Source organism: Sphingobium sp. BS19 (assembly GCF_027925545.1).
Taxonomy (GTDB): domain Bacteria; phylum Pseudomonadota; class Alphaproteobacteria; order Sphingomonadales; family Sphingomonadaceae; genus Sphingobium.
In genome coordinates this window covers 191803-212488 of sequence record NZ_BSEF01000003.1, presented here as the reverse complement: position 1 = coordinate 212488, position 20686 = coordinate 191803, and the positions used below count along the sequence as shown (strand labels likewise).

Sequence of the window (20686 nt, the reverse complement as noted above, 5' to 3'; positions counted from 1 at the left end):
TCATAATCATCTTGCGACGCGTGAAATTTCGTGAGGAAATGCCCCTGTAGATCAAATAGATCGCAAAGGGGGCCACTTCATGCAATTTTCGACAACCACCAAGCGTATTGGAACAGCGGGTTCCATTGCGCTGCTCGCATCGACGATGCTGTGCACATCGGGCATCGCCTATGCGCAGGAGCCAGCCGACACCGCCGGTAGCGATGCCATCGTGGTGACGGCGCAGCGCCGCACCGAAAATCTGCAGGACGTGCCTATCGCGATTACGGCGTTCGGCACCGAAAAGCTCGACCAGTTGCAGGTACAGAAGTTCGAGGACTATGCACGCTATCTGCCCAGCGTCTCCTATCAGACCAGCGGCCCGGGGTCGGCCAAAGTCTATTTCCGTGGCGTAGCCAGCGGCGAGAACGCGAACCATTCCGCGTCGCAGCCTTCGGTCGGCATCTATCTGGATGAGCAGCCGATCACGACGATTCAGGGTGCGCTGGACATCAATGTCTATGACATCGCGCGCGTCGAAGCGCTCGCGGGGCCGCAGGGGACGCTTTATGGCTCCTCCAGTCAGGCAGGCACGATCCGCATCATCACCAACAAGCCTGATGCGACCAAGTTCGAGGCTGGTGGCGACTTCGAACTGAACAGCGTGGCCAAGGGCGGCGAAGGCTATGTCGCGCAGGGGTTCATCAACACCCCCTTCAACGACAATATCGCGCTGCGCGTGGTCGGCTGGTACAAGAAGGACGCGGGCTATATCGATAATATCGCAGGCAGCCTGACCTTCCCGTCATCCGGCATCACGATGAACAATGCGCCCTATGTCGAGAAGGATTATAACGACGTCACGACCTATGGCGGTCGTGCCGCGCTGAAGATCGACCTCGACGATAACTGGACCGTCACGCCGCAGATCATGGGGCAGAAGCAAAAGTCCAACGGCAGCTTCGCCGTGGAAAGCGGCTTGGGCGACCTGCAGACGATGCAGTTCAACCCGGAAGGCGCGAAGGACAACTGGTATCAGGCGGCGCTGACGATCGAAGGAAAGATCGGCACGTGGGACGTGACCTATGCCGGATCGTATCTGAAGCGGAAGGTCACGACCAACAGCGACTATGCCGACTATTCGTATTTTTATGACAAGCTGGCCGGATACGGTAACTATTTTTACGACAACAACGGCGATCTGGTGAACCCGAACCAGTATATTCAGGGTATCGACCGGTTCACCAAGCAGAGCCATGAATTGCGCTTCGCTTCGCCAGCCGATGCCGTGGTGCGGTTCGTGGGTGGAGCGTTCTACCAGCGGCAGACGCATAATATCCGCCAGAACTATATCATCGACAATATTGCGGACTCGCTCACCGTGCCGGGGACCGCCAGCAATATCTGGCTGACGGAGCAATATCGCGTGGATCGCGACTATGCCGTTTTCGGCGAATTGACGGCGGACGTCACGGACAAGCTGGCGGTGACCTTCGGCACCCGCATCTACAAATATGACAACAGTCTGGTCGGCTTCTTCGGCTATTCGGCGGGATATTCCAGCAGGACCGGCGTAGCCGCCTGCTTTGCACCGACGATCGTAGCCGGTTCACCCTGTACCAACCTCGACAAGAGCACCAAGGACACAGGGTTCCTGCACAAAATCAATGCGACGTACAAATTCACGCCCGATGCGCTGGTCTATTTCACGACATCGCGCGGCTATCGTCCCGGTGGCATCAATCGGCGCGGCGACCTGCCGCCTTACAGCGCCGATTTCATCGACAATTACGAGGCGGGCTGGAAAACAAGCTGGGCCGGAGACCGCATTCGCTTCAATGGCGCGATCTATCAGCTCAACTGGCAAGATCTGCAGATTTCGATACTCGGCGCAAACGGCCTGACGCAAATCCAGAACGCCGGTAAAGCGCGCATTCGCGGGTTCGAAGCCGAATTGTGGACCCGACCCGCAGACGGTCTGACGCTGTCGTCCAGCATTTCGTATAATGATGCGAAGCTCACCAAGGCCTATTGCGGCGTCGACGATGCCACCGGCTGCCCTGCTGGCGAGGTCCTTGCGCCAAAGGGCACACGTTTGCCGGTAACCGCAAAGGTGAAGGCCAATGCCGTAGTGCGTTACGAGTTTCCGATCGGATCGATGAACGTCCATATGCAGGCCGCAGGAATTTACGAAGGGCGGCGCACGACCGACCTTCGGCCACTGCAGGGCGGTATCAAAGGTGATCTCCCCGCTTACGCCACCTTGGATACCAGCATCGGGGTTTCAAGCGGCATGTGGACTGCTGAAATCTTCGCCACCAATTTGCTCGATAAGCGAGCATTTAGCACGGTTGGCATACAGTGTCTGGAAACTGTGTGCGGCGATCCCGATGGTCAGACGGCAATCGGTCCCAAAATCTACCGCACGCCGATCCAGCCGCGCCTGATCGGTGTGAAGGCCGGGTTCAAGTTCTGATACGCATCTGTTGCGTCCCTTTCTCCCGATGAGGAGGGGACGCAACATGGCTTGCATATTGGCGGGACTTGCTTCCTAATTCGCAGGTGACGACGCCCAACGCCCCTGCCCCTATCCAGCGCGTCGCCCGGCCGCTGGGCCTTGCCGCCTGCATCGCGCTGGTGATGGGAAATATGATCGGCAGCGGTGTGTTCCTGCTGCCCGCAGCGCTCGCGCCTTATGGCTGGAACGCGGTGGCGGGCTGGGCCATTACCATATCGGGAGCGCTGGCGCTGGCATGGGTCATCGCGCGGCTGACGGTCCGTTTGCCCGATGCCAAGGGACCGCCTGCGATGATCGCCGCAGCCTTTGGCCCCGTCGCCGGATTTGCGCTTGGCTGGTCATATTGGGTGTCGATCATCACCGCCAATACGACGATTGCCGTGGCAGTGGTCGCGAACATGACGCCTATCGTCCCCCTGCTGGGGCAAGTGCCTGCCCTTGGCGTGGGTGCGACGCTGGCGATATTGTGGGCGACGACGGCGCTCAATCTGCGCGGTGCGCAGGCGGCAGGATCGCTGCAACTGGTAACGGTGATTTTGAAGCTGGTGCCGATGGTCGTGGTGGTCGTGCTGATCGTAGTGGCGTTGAGCAGTGGCAGCGCCGTCGTTGCGCCATTTCCGCGCGAAGGACTGACCCTTCCTGCGGTCACGGCTTCCGCTGCGCTGACCTTATGGGCCCTGCTAGGGTTCGAATCCGCGAGTGCGGCAGCGGACAAGGTGGCGGACCCCACGCGCACCATCCCGCGCGCGACGATCATCGGGACGGCAGCGACGGGCGCGGTCTATCTCTTCGTCTGTTCCGGCATCGCGCTGATGCTGCCCATGGCGGAGGCCGCATCGGCATCGCCCTTTGCCGCGTTCGTCACACGATATTGGGCGCCCGGTCCCGCCAATCTGATCGCGTTGTTCGCTTCGATCAGTTGCCTTGGCGCGCTTAATGGCTGGACGTTATTGCAGGGCGAAGTGCCGCTGGCGATGGCGCGCAACGGGGAATTGCCCGCATGGCTGGGGAAGACTGACGCGAGAGGAACCCCGGTGCGGGCGCTGATCGTGTCAACTGTCTTTGCCAGCCTGCTGTTGATTGCGAACAGCCTCAATGGGTTGGTGGCGATCTTCACGGCGATGGCTTTGCTGTCCACCTCTGCGACATTGTGGCTCTATCTGGGTTGCGCCGCTGCGGCCCTGCGCTTCCGTGTCGCCATTCCCGCAGGGGTGCTGGGCGTCGCCTATGCGCTTTGGACCTTATGGGGCGCGGGACTGTCCGTCAGCGGACTGAGCCTCGTCCTGATGCTGGCGGGGTTGCCGCTATACTGGTGGGCGCGGCGGGGGGCGAAGCGTCTACCGCCCGCGCAGTTTGCCGAAGATGCTGCCGTCTGAGAGGATGGCGCGGGCGGCGTTGTGGCCCGGCGCGCCGGTGACGCCGCCGCCGGGGTGGGTGCCTGCGCCGCACATGTAGAGACCGGCGACGGGGCCGCGATAGCTGCCGTGGCCCAGCACCGGGCGGGCGGCCCAGAGTTGGTCGAGGCTCATATTGCCGTGCATGATGTCGCCGCCCGAAAGGCCGAATTTGCGCTCCAGACCCTTGGGGCTGAGGCGCGTTTGCGCGATGATCGAGGCGCGGAAGCCGGGGGCGTTTTTTTCGACGGTGTCGATGATGCAGTCGGCAGCGGCTTCTTCTTCATCGTCCCAATCGCGGCCATCGGGCAGGACAGGCGCGAATTGCTGGCAGAAGAGGCTGGCGACGTGGCATCCCGGCGGGGCGAGGCTGTCGTCCACGGTCGAGGGAATCAGCATTTCGACGATGGGTGCCTTCGACCAGCCGTGCATCTTTGCGTCCATGAAGGCGCGGTCCATGTAATCGAGCGTCGGGGCGATGATGATGCCGGACTGGTGATGTTCGCCCGGTTCGGGGTGGCTGGTGAAGCGCGGCAATTGGGACAGCGCGACATTCATGCGGAAGGTGCCGGAGCCGGCCTTGAACGCTTTGGCCCGTTTGAGGAAATCGGCTGGCAGGTCGGACGGCGCCATCATCTTTTCGTAGAGCAGCTTGGGTCCGACATTAGCGATGACGCGGCTGGCCGCGATTTCCTCGCCGGAGACGAGGCGGACGCCCACGACCTTGTCGCCATCGACCAGCACTTGGTCGACGGGGCTTTCAAGGCTGATCTCGACGCCCATGTCGCGGCAGATCTTTGCCATGATCTGGGTGATGGTGCCCATGCCGCCGATGCTGTGGCCCCATGCGCCTTTCTTGCCATTCACTTCGCCGAAGACGTGGTGGAGCAGGACATAGGCGCTGCCCGGCGTATCGGGCGATGCGTAGTTACCGACGACCGCGTCGAAGCCGAAAGCCGCCTTCACCGCTTCGCTTTCGAACCAGCTATCGAGGAAAGTGCGCGCGGATTTGGTGAAGAGGTCGAGGACGTCGCGCTGCTGTTCGAGCGTGAGCTTGGAGAGCGCGCGGCCCTGCATCGCGCCGTCGTAGAGCGTGCGAAGGCCGTCGCCGACGTTTGGCGGGGCTTTGAGCGCGAGGCCGCGCAAGACTTCGGCGACATTTTCCAGCGCGTCGTAGTAAGCGGGGAGCGCGGCGGCGTCCTTTTTGGAGAAGCGCGCAAATTCGGCCTGCGTCCGCTGGAGACCGCCGCCGAGTTTCAGGAAATCGCCATTTTCCTGTGGCAGAAAATTGGAGATGGGCCGCTCGATCACGCGATAGCCGTGATCGGCGAGCTTCATGTCCTTGATGACTTTGGGCTGGAGCAGGCTGACGGTATAGCTGGCCACCGAATTACGGAAGCCGGGATGAAATTCCTCCGTCACGGCCGCGCCGCCCACGATATCGCGCCGCTCGACGATGCGGACTTTCAGGCCTGCACGCGCGAGGTAGAAGGCGCAGACAAGGCCATTATGCCCCGCGCCGATGATCAGTGCGTCATAGGTCATGTTCGGCTCCATCCGGGGGTGGGTCGCTGTTCTTCGCGGGCCTGTGGGATCAGCGCGCGCATCTGGCGGCAGAAGGCGCGCAGGCACACTTCGCTTTGCCCCAAGGGCCCGATCGAGAAGCTGCGCGAGGCCATGCCGTCCTGCACACGGGCGATAAGCTGGGTATCCTCTGCATTGACCTGCCGGTTGATGCGCCAGTTGAGGTAGCGCGCGGCCTTCATCTCGCGACGGTCATCGGGCAGCACATAGCTGATTTCGCGGATCAGCGTTTCAGTGGGGCTGACGGGAAGAAACTGCATGAAATCGACCTGATCGGGATAGATGTCGAACGCGACATTGGGCCATAGCTTGAAATAGAGCCAGCGTTTCTGCGCGGCCTCCGGCAAGTGCGGCACCGGCGGCAGCAGCGTCTGATACAAGCGCTCGGACCAGTTGGCCGAGGGTCGCTCGATCAGGTCGCCCCACATGCGGTCGACATGCGTTTCCGCCTCCACGCCATAGCTGCGCCCGAAGAGGCGGGTGAGGCCGGGATGCGCGACGGGAATATGCAGGCCATCGGAGTAATTATCCGCGACATTCTTCCAGTTCACGGTGCGGGGACGCAGCGTGACGCGGCCGAGCGCGGTCAGTTCCTCGAAACGATAGGGCGCGACCTGATCCTCATAGGGGGCCATCATGTCCGCGACCGATGGGCCTTCGCTGACGAGGCGCACGAAGATGAAGCCGCGCCAGATCTCCATGTCCACTGGCGTCAGGCCATGCTTGCCCGTGTCGAGACCGGGATAGTCGCTTTTCTGCGGCACGCCCGAAAGGCGCCCGTCAAGATCGTAGGTCCAGGCGTGATAAGGGCAGACCAGCTTTTTCGCGCAGCCGCTTGCGCCATCGACGATCCGCGAGCCGCGATGGCGGCAGACGTTGGTGAAGGCACGGACGGCATCGTCGTCTCCGCGCACCACGATGATGCTTTCGCCCAGATATTCCAGCGTATGCCAGTCGCCTCGCGCAGGGATATCGCTAATGTGGCAGACGACCTGCCAGCTTGGCGCGAAGACGCGTTCCTGTTCCGCCCGGAAAAAATCGGGATCGTCATAGGTCCAGGCGGGGAGGCTCCAGCCTTCGAGCGGATCAGATATAATGGTCATTGTTGTGCGAACGTAAAACAATGACCATTGGCGCGCAACCCTTGGTTATTTGGCCTTGGTTATTTGGCCCTGCTTATTTGGCCCTGCTTATTTGGCGATGGCTTTCAGCACGCTATCCCATTGCCCCAGTGCACCGGCGATGCCATCGACAGGCACGCGTTCGTTCAGGCCATGCGCAAAACCGTCGCTGGATTTCATGAAGAGGCTGCTGACCCCATAGCTCGGTACGCCCAGCGCGCGGAAATAGAGGCTGTCGGTGGCACCGGCGGACATGTTCGGCGTGATTTCCAGCCCGGGATAGCGCGCCTGCACCGCTTTGGTGACGGCGGCGGTCACATCCTTGCGCAGGGGTGAGGCATCGCTGCCGGTCGGCTTGTCGATGGTTGTGATCGTGGCGCTGTCGTCGGCTATGACCTTGGTCAGTTCAGCCTTTACCGAGTCGATGGCGACGCCGGGGAAGATGCGGCAGTTGACGCTGACGGTCGCGCGCTGCGGCAAGGCGTTCAGGGCGTGACCGCCGCTCAGCATTGTGGCGACGCAGGTGGTGCGGACCTGACCGATAAATTCCGGCTTGGAGGACAGGTAGGCAGCCGCCTCAGCGTCCTTCGGATTGGCAGCATAGCGGGCCATCGCTGCGCCCGCCTCTCCGCCGATGCGACGCGATCCGGCGAGCATCGACGCCTTGGTCAGTTCGTTCGCCATGGGCGGGAATTGATAGGCGCCCAGGCGATCCAGCACCTTGGCCAGACGATAAATCGGGTTGGTCGCGGTCGGTGCGCTGCTGTGGCCGCCAGGATCGGTGATCGCGATTTCGAAATCGGCATAGGTTTTCTCACCGGCCTGCAGCAGATACATGGCAGGCTTGCCGTCCTCACCGATGACACCGCCGCCGCCGTCGCCGTTCAGGACGAGTTCGGCGCCCTTATATTTTTCGGCCAGCGCGCGCGTGGTCGCCATCTGGGTTTCTTCGTCGCCGGACAGCAGCAGGATGATCGTGCGGCGCGGCGCGAAGCCTTCGCGCTTCAACTGGGCGAGCGATGTCACCATCATGGCGACGTCATATTTGTTATCTTCCGATCCGCGTCCGAAGATGTAGCCATTTTCCTCGACCGGGACGAAAGGATCGCGCGTCCAGTCCTTTCGTTCGGCGGCGACGACATCCATGTGGCCGATCATCACGATGGGTTTCAGCTTTGGATCGCTGCCCTTGAGGGTCGCTGCCAAAGTGGCGGTTTCGCCGATCGGGGTAATCACGATATCGGCGTCCTTGAACCCCGCGTCCTTCAGCACCGAAGCATAATAGGCCGCGAGTTTGGGAACCTGCCCCTCCCCTTCGACCGTCTTGAAAGCGACCGATCGCAGCAGAACCTGCTTTGCGAGCGCCGGGTCCGCCGCTGCACGCGCTGCTGTCGTCACCGCCAGCGGTGCCAACAGAGCCGCAGTTGTCATCATCGCGCGTGTGAAATTCATGAAAGCCGACCCCTGCTGGTGCGCCGAAGCGCGAATGCATGGCAAGGGTGTGGCACAGGCTTTAACCGTAGCCAACGAGGAATGCTGCCAAAGTCGCCTTAGACGACGTGCATCGTCGCCCGGCGATAGACGGCAAGGTCGATAACGGAGGAAAAACGTATCCCTGCCCGCCCGTTTCGCAGGCGAGCAACGGTGCAGATGATTTCCCCGACGCCCGGCAATCGTGCGACAAGCACATCGTCGATCCGCAGCGCCGCCGGGGAATCGATCAACATGCCCGACGTGGAGATATTGCGTACCCGGCTTCTGAACGGAGCCACCGTCGGGCCGTAAAGGTCGGCATGGCACTGCCCCTCTTCGCGGGGCGCACGCTCCACAAAGTCCGTTTTGGTTTCTATCGTTGCCAGTGGGATCGTCATGTCATATCCAATGTGCCTTAACGCACCTTATTGGAAAAGACTTACCCTACTGTTAATTCAAGGAATTAATCGCGTTACACCAGCACCCGTTCTGGCTTGCCCACTTCCTCCAGATTGGTTTGCGCGTCGATTTCCATCAGCGGCTTGATCAGGCCGTCGCGCATGTCATAAACCCAGCCATGCAGAGCGAGCGGCTGGCCGCTCGAAAACGCACCTTGCACCGTCTTGGTGCGTGCCAGCCTGATCAATTGGTCGCGCACGTTCACTTCGACGAAGCGATTGACCTGCGCATCCCGTTCGCCCGCACCGGCGATTTCATCGGCATGGTCTGCACGAACCTGCCGGGCATTGTCGAGCCACTCATCGACCGCACCGTCTACCTGGCCGTCCAGCGCGGCCATGATCCCGCCGCAGCCATGATGGCCGCAGATGATGATGTGCTTCACCTGAAGCACGGTGACGGCATATTGCAGCACCGACATCAGATTCAGGTCTTCGTCATTGACCAGATTGGCAATGTTGCGGTGAATGAACATGCCGCCCGGGGGCGTCATGGTCATCTGTTCGGGGTTCACGCGGCTGTCGGAACAACCGATCCAGAGAAATTCAGGCATCTGGCCGGTAAGCTGACGCTTGAAGAAATCGGGATTTTCTTCCTTCAGTTCCATCGACCACGCCTGATTGGCGAGCAGCAGTTGCTTGTAGCTTTTCATGCGAAGCGTACCCCGGATTCTTGCGCGTTGATGAGCGGCGAGATTTTTTCAGCGATGTCAGCCCGCAGGCGTACCGAGATATTGCGATAATCGGCGCTTTTGATGAAGGCATTGATGATGCCGACATTGTCCAGATCGACATAGTTGGTCGACGACAGGTCGATCAGCACCGCGCAATCGTCAGGCACCTGCGCCAGTACCTTCTGCAATTCATATTTGTGGATGAAATACAGGTTGCGGCGGGCGCGGATGATGCACTCGGTCCCCTCTGCGTCGCACGCATAAGTGATGGCAGGGCGGAAGTTGCGCGCAATCACGAATATGAAGCCGACGACCAGACCGATCAGGATGCCGATGAGCAAATCGGTAAACAGGATCGCGACGACGGTGACGACGAAGGGAATGAACTGCGTCCAGCCCTGTTTGTAGCGTTCGATGAACAGCTTGGGCTTGGTCAGCTTGTACCCCGTAGCGATCAGCACGGCGGCAAGCGCGGACAAGGGAATGAGATTGAGCACCGTCGGGATCAGCAGCACGCTAAGCAGCAGCCAGAAGCCGTGCAGAATCGTCGACATCTTGCTTTCCGCGCCCGCATCGACGTTCGCGGAGGAGCGGACGATGACCGACGTTACCGGAATACCGCCGATCATGCCGGACAGGATGTTACCGCCGCCCTGCGCCAGCAATTCCCAGTTCTTGTCAGTCGAGCGACGGCGCGGATCGATTTCGTCGACTGCCTTGAGGCTGAGCAGCGATTCGAGGCTGGCGACAATCGCCAGCGTCAGGGCCACGGTCCAGACAGTGGGGTTGGAAATGGCAGTGAAATCGGGGGTCTGGAAGAACGAGATGAAGGCCGACAAATCTTCAGCCACGGGCACCTGAACCAAGTGGCTCGTCCCGATATTCAAGGTCGGCGCAACTTGTCCGAACAGCAGATTGCCGAAGATACCGATCAGCACGACCACCAAGGGGCCGGGCAGGAAACGCAGCGGGCCCGTCTTCGGCCGTGCGCCATCCCACCAGAAGAGGAAGGCAAGGCTGAGGACGGCGATCAACATCGCGCCCCACAGGAAGCTGTCGCCGAGCGAAAAGAGAATGGCCGAAAATGTGTTCATGCCATCGGTTTGGGTAAAGTTGAACGTGCCTTCGTAGCTGCCGTCATAGCCGAGCGCGTGAGGCAATTGTTTGAGGATGAGGATGAGGCCGATGGCGGCCAGCATGCCTGTAATAACCGAAGAGGGTACAAACTCGCTCAAAATGCCCGATTTGGTAAAAGCGAACGCCAATTGCATCACGCCCGCGATGACCACGGCAAGCAGAAACGCTTCGTAGGTCGGCAGGCTTTCGATGGCGGAAAATACGATGACCGTCAGGCCGGCGGCGGGGCCGCTTACCGACAAAGGCGATTTGGACAGACAGCCGACGACGATGCCACCGACGATCCCAGCAATGATACCGGAAAACAACGGCGCACCGGAAGCAAGCGCAACACCCAGACACAATGGCAGCGCGACAAGTGCAACGACAATCGACGCGGGGACATCAGCACGCAGGTTCGCGAAAAGAGACTTGGGTTGAGACACGGCAGCTCCCTGAAGCATTGGTAGCGCGTGCGGACGTTACCCGATCGGGTACGCTGCAGTGCGCAATAGAATGCCAGATAAAGGATAATTCCATCTGCCGGACGAACGCGCTGTAACAAAATGTTTCTGGTGCACTGCAGCATAACGGTCTCGCGACGTTTTCGCTTTTCCTCGTTGGACAATCATATTTCGCGGAAAATGCAATAGCGCTGTCATTGTGCCTTTCCCCTGCGCGCTGTGGAGCCTAACACGAGGGCATGTGGCAACTTTATCAATTTCCGCTCTGCCCCTTTTCGCGCAAGGTTCGCTTGCTGCTGGGTGAAAAAGGAGTCGGCTACGATCTGGTTCGCGAATCGCCGTGGACGATGCGCGACGAGTTCCTCGACCTCAACCCTGCAGGCACCACGCCGGTCATGGTGGATCTGGACAAGGGCGTGACCCTGATCGACAGTCAGGCAATCTGCGAATATTTCGAGGAAACGGTGGACAAGTTTCCGCTGATTTCCGGAACGGCGGCGGGCCGGGCCGAAGTGCGACGGCTGGTGACGTGGTTCGACCAGAATTTCTATGGCGATGTCGTTGCGCCGTTACTGCACGAACGGATGAAGAAGCGGATCGTCCATCGCGCCTCCCCCGATGGCGGCGTGCTGCGCGAAGCGATGAAGCGCGCGAACACCCATATGGATTACATGGACTATCTGCTCGACCATCGTAGCTGGCTGGGTGGCGGAACGATGAGTCTGGCCGATGTCGCGGCCGCCGCGCACCTGTCCGTCGCGGATTATCTGGGCGGGATCGACTGGACGGGGCATGAGCCGGTCAAGCGCTGGTACGCCGGGTTCAAATCGCGGCCCTCGTTCCGGCCGTTGCTGTCGGAACGCATGGAAATCGTGGTGCCGCCGGCGCATTATGAGAAGCCGGATTTTTAGCGCGTCCTGGCGTCTGACGGTGACAGAATGAGCGCGGCCGTTCCCCTGCTAACGCAGGAGTCTGGGAGGGTTGGCACGACCAACGCTTAACGCCCTGGGCTCCTGCCTACGCAGGAGCACTGCGGAGTGGGGAGATTGCTCCATACCCATCCGACAAAGCGATTGCGTCGAACGCGCAGGATCATTACTGCGCTGGCCCATCCGACCAGTTTAGCGCGGCCTTTGCGCTTTCGATCCATGGAGAGAATTTTATGGCCACTGCGCCGAACAACGGATTGCCCATTTTCTACAACGACCTGATCCCGCTCAACAGCCAGGAGCATGGCGATTACCATATTCGCCCGTCCGATTCGGCACCGTATCTGACCAATCAGCATGCCGTGCCGCTGACCGTCGATGAGTTCATTTCGGCGCAGCGTTTCGTGCCGATCATCTTTTCCGCAGGCGAAGATCCGGTGCCACTGGCGCTGATGGGCCTGAACGAAGGCATCAACACCTTCGTCGACGATGAAGGCAAGCTGCGCGGCCCGACCTACCTGCCTGCCTATGTGCGTCGCTATCCCTGGATGCTCGCAAAACTGCGGCCCGACAGCGAAGAGCTGTCGCTGTGCTTCGATCCGACCAGCGGGCATGTCGGCGTGTTCGAAGAAGGCGAAGCCTTGCTCGCCGACGGTCAGCCGACCGAAACGACCACCAATATCCTGAAATATTGCGAAGAATTTGAGCAGGCAGCCGCCCGCACCGGCCAGTTCGTTGCCGAGTTGAAGACGATGGGCCTGCTGATGGATGGCGAAGTGTCGATCCAGACGCCGGGCAATGACCAGCCCTTCATCTATCGCGGATTCCAGATGGTGAACGAGGAAAAACTGCGCGACATGCGCGGCGATCAACTGCGCAAGATTACCCAGAACGGCATGCTGCCGCTGATTCACGCGCACCTGTTTTCCTTGCAGTTGATGCGCGAAATCTTCCAGCAGCAGATCGATCAGGGCAAGATGCCCAACGTTCCGGCACCGCAATAACGCCTCAAAAGCGTCGGTTCGGCGGGGAACGAGAAAAAAGGTTGCCAAACCGCACCGAATTTTCGCTTCCCCGCTTGAAACTTCCGGCACTTGATCTTAATTCACTGAGATACGGCGCACCTGTTCCCCTTTCGGGTGTGCTGTATGGATGTCTCTTCGGAGACGTCTCCTCCCTGAACCTAGGCCACCCCGTGGAAACACGGGGTGGTTTTTTTGTAGGCCGCAAGAAATGGGGCGGTTGACGCTATTCCGCTGCCTGGGCAAAGTCGGTTGCGGGCCATTCATCGGCCAGCGCTTGCGCGAGGTCGATCAGCAACGCCTGCATGGCTGCTACGCCCGCTGTCGGGCGGTCCAAAGCCGAATCGAGATACAGGCTGCGGTCGATCTCTATCTGAACGGCGTGTAGCCCCCGATCCGGCCTGCCGTGCCGATCGATCAGGTAATTGCCGGGATAAGGATGATTCTGCGCCACGCGGATGCCGCGCGCTTGCATGACATCGGCGGCGCGCGCGGTCAGGCGATTCGACGCGCTGCGACCGAAGCGATCGCCCAGCACGATATGTGGCGCGTCCTGCCCCGGCGTAAAGGGCAGCGGCGGCATCGAATGCAAGTCGATGAGAATCGCATAACCATGCACGTCGCGCGCCCGCGCCATCATGGCGGCCAACGCATCGTGATAGGGGCGATGCACCTGGGCGATGCGGCATTGCGCCTCCGACCAGTCCAAGGGGCCGCGCCACAGCTCATTCGCGCCTTGCAGGCGGCGAGGGAACAGCCCCAGCCCACCGCGCAGCTTGGCCGTGGAGCGAAGTGCCGCCCCATGCGGCGCGTCGCGCAGCATCACTGGGTCGATTTCGCGTTCGTCGCGGTTGAGATCGATCAATGCGCGGGCGGTGCGCGCGATCAGCACTTCGTGCCCCAGATCGATCAGGCCATGCGCGAGCAGATCGGAATAGCGATCCTCCAGCCGCCGCAAAGTGATGGCCGGGACACGTGCCTGCGCCAGAAGCGGTGCGGGATATTCGCGCCCCGCATGCGGCACCGATATGACGATGGGACTGGATACCGATCCACTGCGCCCACCGAAGCGGTCGAAAGCGGCATGGCGCTCGACAGGCGCGCAGGAGGAAGGAAAGGATGGCGAGTCGATATCGGGGTGCGACGCGCCGACCATGAATTTCCTTTCATAGAGCGCGAAACATGTCGCGCGGCTGGAAAATATTAAGCCCTTGTCGCATAAGGTGACGCTTCATGCCAAGCCCCGCGCGCCTGCGGGTGCAGCACTGTGTCCGGGCATGTCCGTGCCGGACCGGAACCGAAAGACTGATGACGACCATGGTGCGGATATTGCTGGCGGAAGATGACGATGCAATGCGGCAGTATCTGGCGCGGGCGCTGGAGAAATCGGGCTATGAAGTCGTGGCGGTCGACAGGGGTACGGCGGCGTTGCCGCTGATCCAGACCGAACGATTCGATCTGCTGCTGACCGACATCGTCATGCCAGAAATGGACGGCATCGAACTGGCGCAGCAAGCCGCGACGATCGCACCGGACATGCGGGTCATGTTCATCACCGGCTTTGCTGCCGTGACGCTGAAAGCAGGGAAAACGATGCCGCAGGCCAAGGTATTGTCCAAGCCGTTCCATCTGCGCGACCTCGTGCTGGAAGTCGAACGGATGTTCGGGCCGCAAAGTGCAACCGGGTTAAGCTGAGGCCGAACCGGAGCGCAACAGGAACACCGCGAAGAAAGCGCGATTCCCGCTTGCACGGCCATCCAACCCTCGCTAATGGCAGCCTTCCTTCGTGGGCGTGTAGCTCAGTGGTAGAGCACTGTGTTGACATCGCAGGGGTCGCAAGTTCAATCCTTGCCACGCCCACCATCGAAAACCCCGCCAATTCAAGTTGTTGGCGGGGTTTTTGCTGCCATAAGATATTGCCAGCAGCCTACTACGTGCCGTTTATTCGCACAGCAAATTTGGGCAATTTCACGGACTTTTGGGCAAATACTGGGCACGCCGAGGGTGACGAATCTTGGGTTCAGATCGCTTGCTTGGCAGAAATCGAAATCTGCGATATAATGTATTTCGGCGCTCCACTCGCTTGCGCGTGGAGAAGCCGGCTCGACGATACTCAGGAAACTTCGCGTGTGCGGGTCTCCGGCCGTCGCCGAGTGCTAGGCCGGGGACCCGTGCGCGCCGACGAGTGGATTTTCCACATGTTGATTAAAGATCCTGCAGCGGAGGCCGTCAGCCGAACCGATGCAGTGGTGCCGCCAGAGTCTATGACTAAGGCACCTATGGCTGACACGACGCCGAGGGCATCGCCTGATCAAGCAGCGGTTTCACCGCAGCCATCCTCTGCGCCCAAAACTCATGCCCGTGGCTGCCTCTCAGACAATGGTCCGGCGCGTCCCCCTCCCTGTGATGCCGACGTCGCGTGCAGCGATGTTCTACTTACGCCCAACGAAATCCTGTCTCGGTTGAGAATGAGTAGCACTGAGCCAGCGAAATGGTTGCGGCGTACTTTCGATAAACATGGCGTTTCCTTTGTGCGGGTGAACGGAAAGACACTCGCCACCGAAGCGCAGTATCGTGAACTTCTGGGAAAAATCACATGCTCACCATCCGCCGCCGTGGGAAGAACGGCAATTTCTATATCCGTGGTTCAGTCGCGCTCGGCGACAAGCGGATTGAAGTCAAAGAATTCAGTTCAGGATCGTGTAACGCAGATGCTGCGTCGCACTTGATGGCTGAGTATGAAACCAGGCTGCGCAATCAGTTGATGTTCGGTCCTGCCGCGCTTGTCGCAGAGGGTGTGAACGCCGACGCCTTCAACAGCTATTTGTCGAAGGCCAAACCGCCCGGTGCGTCGGATATTCTGCGCATCGGTAAGTTAAATGCCCACATCGGCGAAATGTCCATAAGGGAGCCGAAGCAGGCGTGGGATCAGTTTCGTCGCACTTACTTAACTGGGCATGATCCCGCTGGGCAGGATCGCTATCGGGCTGTGTTTCAAGCGGCGGTTAACGTCCACCACGAACTGCACAATTTAGCACCAATTAAGATCAAGGGCATCCCATTCGTTAACCAGCGCGTGCGGTTTCTGAGCAAAGTAGACCGGGATCGTTTAATTGCGTCATACACGCCACACGTTCAGCCGATCATTACAATGCTCGCCTTTCAAGGCCCTCGCGTTCAAACGGCGCTCCAGATCCAGTGGGGGGTAAACGGTGTAGATATCAGTCGCGAAGCTATCCGGCTGAACCATAGCAAAAACGCGGTGACACAGTCGGTTCCAATGCACCAGCGTGTAAAGGCGGTGCTGCTGCCGATCTGGAAGGCACAGGGCGAGCCCACGAGGGGTCACGTCTTCCTGAACCGGTTCGGAAAGCCCTATCAAGACACGCGGGTCGCGCCGATTCCAGGAGGTAACCCTTTGAAACGTCAGCATGCTACGGCGTGCACGCGCGCAGTTATAGAGGACTTCACTGTCCACGACTGGCGCCACCATTGGGCGTCGCATTGTGTGATGGCTGGTATCGATCTCATTACCATCATGCACATGGGTGGCTGGAAGTCGCTCCGGATGGTGCAACGGTATGCAACCGTCGGCGTCGATCACATGCGCGAGTCTATAAACAAACTGTCCTGACGGCCATCATTTATGTTTCAATAAGAACGCCGACACCCATTAACAATATCAAACAGTGCGTTGCGTTGTAGACGAAAGAAGAAGGTTGGTTGTATGGATGATGCGGAATTTGAAGCTTGGAGTGCCTCTATTCTGTCGGCAGGTATCAGTACTTTCGCGGATGATATAATTGGTTTCCCCATACGTCTTCTGCCTGCCCCTGTAGGAACTATTGGTCGCGATGACCCTGTAGTTCTATCTGCGCTCGGTCAAAACATGTGGTGGCTTGACGAACCAGCCGTTCAGGCACGGCTTCATGCCATACTGCTTTATCAGCAGGCTTCGGAACGGTCGGTGCGGATCCCTGATCGAACTGGTCGCGACATTGAAGTTGATAATCCGCTGTTCGGTGCAACGCTGCTTGCTGATGTCCAGCAGGCCGACGATGCTGTTAAGCGCATTCTCGCCGATGAAGCCCGGAAGCAAGACAACTTTCTAGTTCTGGTGTCGCAACTCCCAGAATGGTGTGAGCATCGCATTTACGTGTTGAGCAGCGCTCTTTCGAGAAAGATATATTGGCTGCCGAGATATCGACGTTCTTCTAGGTTTCGCACAGTTGCGACGCGGCCTTAATACCCTAAGTAGGCGACCACAAGTGGGTATCGAAGACCATAGACCGTGTTAAGTTCACGACGTCTAACCATGTTGAATCGGTCAGGCTTTCTTTCTGAAAACGCAACCTACTGCGGACCCCGTGTGGGAGCGTTTAGCTACAGGAAGCAGGCGGATGGCTCCGAGTTGGAGATGCTCAGTCACATTGGGCAAAGCCGCCACCATGATTTGCAGTCGTTTTACGAGAATGGCTGCGCCTCCTTTCATGAACCAGGCCTCTGAGTATTTCCGCGGTCCCGTACCTTCCCGCGTATGGCCCACGATGTCGTCAACGACGAGTTGCTTCGTGTCCGAAACTTCCGTGAGAAGTCGGGCGTATACTCTTCAAAAAGGCGCTCCAAAATCTCGCTCGCGTCGGCGGTTAAGCGAGCGGCGACATTATACATTGGTGAGAAGATGCGACTGCTACGCCCATCCTCGTCAGGTTTGATATCATAGTGCCACGCCGTCGTTACGCCGAGCTCATCATTCAGCCCGTGCTTGAAAATCACCACCGCGTCGCTTGCCGTCATGTGTCCGCGGCCGATCTGTTGGATCATCACGTTTGTTGTCTCCCATCGAACCGATAGACACGCAGCAAGGCGACGAGCCTCAACGGGGTCAGCGGTTCCAAATGAGACGGTTATAGGACGGCTTATGACATTCCGCAGGTAGATTCGACGGCGGTAATGATGGCGAGCTCCACGTCGGAGCAGTTAGCTGGTAGTAGCCGCATTCAATTCTCGGCGTCGCGTCGGCGTAAGCGTGTCGAGCGAGGGGACTATGCTGAGGGGCACCAACATCACCGAGCGCGCCAAGCGCAGCGATATCGGTGTTGCAGGTGCGCCCGCTGTCTTTTCGTCCTACAGCGTTTATCACTGTGCGGTGGGACGGGTCTCACACTCAGTGATCTCCAATAGCATAGCGCGATCGATGTTCACACGTTGCTTCCTCAACGCTGCGCCTGAACGCCATCGTCACGTGGCTTCTATGGAAAAGCCGCCGGTCACGGCTTGTTTTGATCGAGATACAGTGAGGGGAAAAGGTTTCTCCAAGTCTCGGTCGACACAGGAGCATTTCGACCATGACACACAACAAGGCTGCCGGGAACACGGCAGCAACAACCTGCGCGGGCTGCGCGCAGGACGACTGGGACGTGCGCATCGTGCGCCGCGTCGGCAGGCTGGAAGATTTTCCGCTTGCCCTTGACCCGCAGGGTCCGATCCGGCGCATTGCCGTTATCGACACCGAGACGACCGGCACCGATCCGGACCGCGACGAGATCATCGATATCGCCTATGTCATCCTGCAGGTCGACGCACGCGGTGAGATCTGCGGCATCGAGCGCTGGGGCCAGGCACTGCGCGATCCGGGCATGCCGATCCCGCCGATGATCACGCAGCTGACGGGTATCACCGATCACGACGTGAGAGGCCTCGCGGTGGATCTGGACGCGCTGCAAGCCATATTGTCCGGTGTCGACGCCTGTATTGCCCATAATTGCAAATTCGATTCTGTTTTCCTGCAGAACCTGCTGCCGGCGATGGCGGACGCGCCATGGGCGTGCAGCGCCCGCGACTTCGACTGGTTCGAAGCCGGATTCGACGGCAGGGCGCGGGCGCTGGGATATCTGCTGATGCAGGCGAATTTTTTCAACAAAGGCCACCGCGCGATGGCCGATGTCATCAGCCTGATCCATCTGCTGGCCTGGCGGCAGCCCAATGGCCAGACGGTGATCGGCACACTGCTGGCCAATGCCGAACGAGACACCGTGCGCGTCGAAGCCAACGGCGCCGGCTATCACAAACGTTCTGTTCTTAAAGCACGCGGCTACCGCTGGGACCCGGCGGCCAACGTGTGGTGGATCGAAGTGTCGCAGGAACAAGTCGACGACGAGACCTTGTGGCTGCGGCTTCAGGTGCTGCCCTATGGCCCGGCGCCCCGCACCGTTCCCCTGAGCTGGCGTCAGCGCCACCGCTGAACGCGCAAGGAGAAGAGTGCCGCAGCCACGGGGCTGCGGCACTTGTCCCATCAGCATTGGAAAGTGAGCCCCACGGGATGTGGAAAATGGCTCCGGCGCCAAGCCGAACCCAAGAAGGAATAGTAATGAACTCTCTTAAAGATACGCTGCACGCTTCTCCGCAGAACCACATGCTGGGACTGCGCCAGGAAATGGGCTTTCCGCACACAGCGCCCCAGCAGCCAGCAGTCGGATGGACGCACGGTGGCCCGGTGAACGCGCAACGTGTACATGACCTGGCGCAGCTTGCCGGGATGACCAGCTGTGATTTGATTTACGGCGCATGGGATACGGACGCGCAGGCGGCACCGGACGAATATGTTCTCGTTCTCCGGAAGGGCTCCACGGTCGCACTGATCCGCCATTGTGCCTTCTACGCTGCCGATGCGACGGCACCAGTTGTGATCATCGCCCCGTCGCGGAACACCCACTACGCCCTCAACGGTGATCTGAGGCTGGAGTGCCGCACAGGAATGCCGGGTGCAGACCTGGCGCAGGGACAGAGCCGTGCACTTGCGCGCATAAATCAGGAGGCGCTGGCGCGTGAGAGCGGAAATGTCGTCGGTTACAGCCTGCTCTGGTGCAGCGGCGACACGCTGTCGCAAGCCGACGCGACCGACACGGCTGTGCGGTTCGACTGATCCAGGCGGCAGGCTGCACCCATGCAGCCTGCCTTGCAACTATCCCATGATTATGCCCGCAAGTCCGGGCTGGAGACCATCCATGAAATTCGACATGATATTCGAACCCCGTCGTCCGCGCGCCTATGTCGTGCTCGACATTGAAAGCGCCGTACTCGATGACACGGCGCACAAGCGCTACCAGGCGATGGAGCGCTGGGCGCCAACCAGTGAAGAAGAGCCCAGCCGCCGCGGCTACAAGCGCTGCGACGATCCGCTCGTCACGCCACGCTGGCCGTTCCAGACTCTGGTCACTGCCGCCATCATGCTGCTGGTGGAACATGCCGATGGCAATGTCGATGTCGCCCGTTTCGTGACGCTGAGCGCGCCGGACCTTGATGAGCGCGAAGTGCTAGCCGGCATCATCCAGGTGCTGGCTGACGCGCCGGAGGGTGCTGAAATCGTGACCTACGGCGGCAGCATGCATGATTTGCCCATGATCCTCATGGGGTTGCTCAAACACGGCTTGACCTTGCCACGCCGCTGGCAATGGCTGAGCCATGGCGGTGTGGGAAACACGCCGCACATCGACTTCAGCCGCACCATCACCGGTGGATACCGGATGAAGCCGGTGCACGAAGCTGAAATCCTCGCCGCGCTGGACATTCCGGCAAAGGTGCCAGCGCCGGCGTTCGCGGTGAGCGGACTGATTTACGCTGGAGAATGGGAGACGGTTGCAAGCCAGTGCGAATTCGATGTCATTGCAACATCCCTCCTGCTCGCCCGGTGGAAGAAGCTGCATGATGCGCGCGTGGAGGTGCCGGTGTTTGAAGATCGCATCCTGCGGCGAGTCATAGAGCTACGCGAAGGCCGTGGCTACATTCCGGCGCTGCAAGCGCATCGCAAGCGGATCTTCGCGCAGCAGACGGCAACGGCCGAGCAGGCGATGGGCGTACTGGCGCCCTGGTTGCAAGACGAAGCATGATTGGTCGGGCGGTGGCAGCGCCGCCGCCCGGAACCCCTTGGAAGGCGAAGCAGCAACGCTGGCGT

17 protein-coding genes and 1 tRNA gene are annotated in these 20686 nt (G+C 60.0%); 11 read left to right on the top strand and 7 right to left on the bottom strand.

Annotated elements, in window-relative coordinates:
* Positions 1 to 79: 79 nt before the first annotated feature.
* On the top strand, positions 80 to 2455 hold the full coding sequence (locus QMG56_RS04580; protein ID WP_281821413.1) for a TonB-dependent receptor: 2376 nt from the start codon (positions 80 to 82) through the stop codon (positions 2453 to 2455).
* An 86-nt stretch (positions 2456 to 2541) separates the two neighbouring features.
* Complete coding sequence (locus QMG56_RS04575; protein ID WP_281821412.1) at positions 2542 to 3873, top strand: amino acid permease; 1332 nt, start codon at positions 2542 to 2544, stop codon at positions 3871 to 3873.
* Here the strand turns inward: QMG56_RS04575 and QMG56_RS04570 are convergent.
* From QMG56_RS04570 to QMG56_RS04545, 6 genes are all read right to left on the bottom strand, one after another.
* On the bottom strand, positions 3835 to 5436 hold the full coding sequence (locus QMG56_RS04570; RefSeq protein WP_281821411.1) for an NAD(P)/FAD-dependent oxidoreductase: 1602 nt from the start codon (positions 5434 to 5436) through the stop codon (positions 3835 to 3837). The two genes, QMG56_RS04575 and QMG56_RS04570, sit on opposite strands and share 39 nt — an antisense overlap.
* Entirely contained in the window at positions 5433 to 6578 is a 1146-nt protein-coding gene (locus QMG56_RS04565) for an aromatic ring-hydroxylating dioxygenase subunit alpha (RefSeq protein WP_281821410.1), read from the bottom strand. Before QMG56_RS04565 ends, QMG56_RS04570 begins: the two co-directional genes overlap by 4 nt.
* An 87-nt stretch (positions 6579 to 6665) precedes the next feature.
* Entirely contained in the window at positions 6666 to 8030 is a 1365-nt protein-coding gene (locus QMG56_RS04560; RefSeq protein ID WP_281821469.1) for a M20/M25/M40 family metallo-hydrolase, read from the bottom strand.
* 116 nt (positions 8031 to 8146) lie between these two features.
* Positions 8147 to 8467: a PilZ domain-containing protein gene (locus QMG56_RS04555; RefSeq protein ID WP_281821409.1), complete on the bottom strand. Its 321-nt coding sequence runs from the start codon at positions 8465 to 8467 to the stop codon at positions 8147 to 8149.
* Positions 8468 to 8541: 74 nt separating this feature from the next.
* A complete protein-coding gene (locus QMG56_RS04550) occupies positions 8542 to 9180 on the bottom strand; it encodes a carbonic anhydrase (RefSeq protein ID WP_230186701.1) in 639 nt (212 codons plus the stop codon).
* Entirely contained in the window at positions 9177 to 10763 is a 1587-nt protein-coding gene (locus QMG56_RS04545) for a SulP family inorganic anion transporter (RefSeq protein WP_281821407.1), read from the bottom strand. Before QMG56_RS04545 ends, QMG56_RS04550 begins: the two co-directional genes overlap by 4 nt.
* Positions 10764 to 11020: 257 nt before the next feature.
* Between QMG56_RS04545 and QMG56_RS04540 the strand changes: the two genes are divergently transcribed.
* Together QMG56_RS04540 and QMG56_RS04535 are read left to right on the top strand one after the other, a co-directional pair.
* Positions 11021 to 11692, top strand: a complete 672-nt coding sequence (locus QMG56_RS04540) for a glutathione S-transferase family protein (RefSeq protein WP_230186699.1) — start codon at positions 11021 to 11023, stop codon at positions 11690 to 11692.
* 251 nt (positions 11693 to 11943) lie between these two features.
* A complete protein-coding gene (locus tag QMG56_RS04535; protein WP_281821404.1) occupies positions 11944 to 12714 on the top strand; it encodes a SapC family protein in 771 nt (256 codons plus the stop codon).
* A 244-nt stretch (positions 12715 to 12958) separates the two neighbouring features.
* Here QMG56_RS04535 and QMG56_RS04530 read toward each other — a convergent pair whose 3' ends face one another.
* Positions 12959 to 13888 carry an N-formylglutamate amidohydrolase gene (locus tag QMG56_RS04530; protein ID WP_281821403.1) on the bottom strand — a complete coding sequence of 310 codons (930 nt, stop codon included), beginning with the start codon at positions 13886 to 13888 and terminating at the stop codon, positions 12959 to 12961.
* A 161-nt stretch (positions 13889 to 14049) separates the two neighbouring features.
* On the opposite strand from QMG56_RS04530, the gene cpdR reads away from it, so the two are divergent.
* The 7 genes from cpdR to QMG56_RS04495 all read left to right on the top strand — a co-directional run bounded on the left by cpdR (position 14050) and on the right by QMG56_RS04495 (position 20621).
* Positions 14050 to 14427, top strand: coding sequence for a cell cycle two-component system response regulator CpdR (gene cpdR, locus QMG56_RS04525; protein ID WP_230187239.1), 378 nt, complete (start codon positions 14050 to 14052; stop codon positions 14425 to 14427).
* Between the two features lie 93 nt (positions 14428 to 14520).
* Positions 14521 to 14595 (top strand) — tRNA-Val (locus QMG56_RS04520).
* Positions 14596 to 15328: 733 nt separating this feature from the next.
* The gene (locus tag QMG56_RS04515; RefSeq protein WP_281821402.1) at positions 15329 to 16366 is read left to right on the top strand and encodes a site-specific integrase; all 1038 of its coding nucleotides are present in this window, start codon (positions 15329 to 15331) and stop codon (positions 16364 to 16366) included.
* A gap of 93 nt (positions 16367 to 16459) precedes the next feature.
* Positions 16460 to 16978, top strand: a complete 519-nt coding sequence (locus QMG56_RS04510; protein WP_281821400.1) for a hypothetical protein — start codon at positions 16460 to 16462, stop codon at positions 16976 to 16978.
* Positions 16979 to 18080: 1102 nt separating this feature from the next.
* Positions 18081 to 18977 carry a 3'-5' exonuclease gene (locus tag QMG56_RS04505; RefSeq protein ID WP_281821398.1) on the top strand — a complete coding sequence of 299 codons (897 nt, stop codon included), beginning with the start codon at positions 18081 to 18083 and terminating at the stop codon, positions 18975 to 18977.
* 125 nt (positions 18978 to 19102) lie between these two features.
* The gene (locus QMG56_RS04500; RefSeq protein ID WP_281821396.1) at positions 19103 to 19657 is read left to right on the top strand and encodes a hypothetical protein; all 555 of its coding nucleotides are present in this window, start codon (positions 19103 to 19105) and stop codon (positions 19655 to 19657) included.
* Positions 19658 to 19787: 130 nt separating this feature from the next.
* The gene (locus QMG56_RS04495; RefSeq protein WP_281821394.1) at positions 19788 to 20621 is read left to right on the top strand and encodes a hypothetical protein; all 834 of its coding nucleotides are present in this window, start codon (positions 19788 to 19790) and stop codon (positions 20619 to 20621) included.
* Positions 20622 to 20686 lie beyond the last annotated feature (65 nt).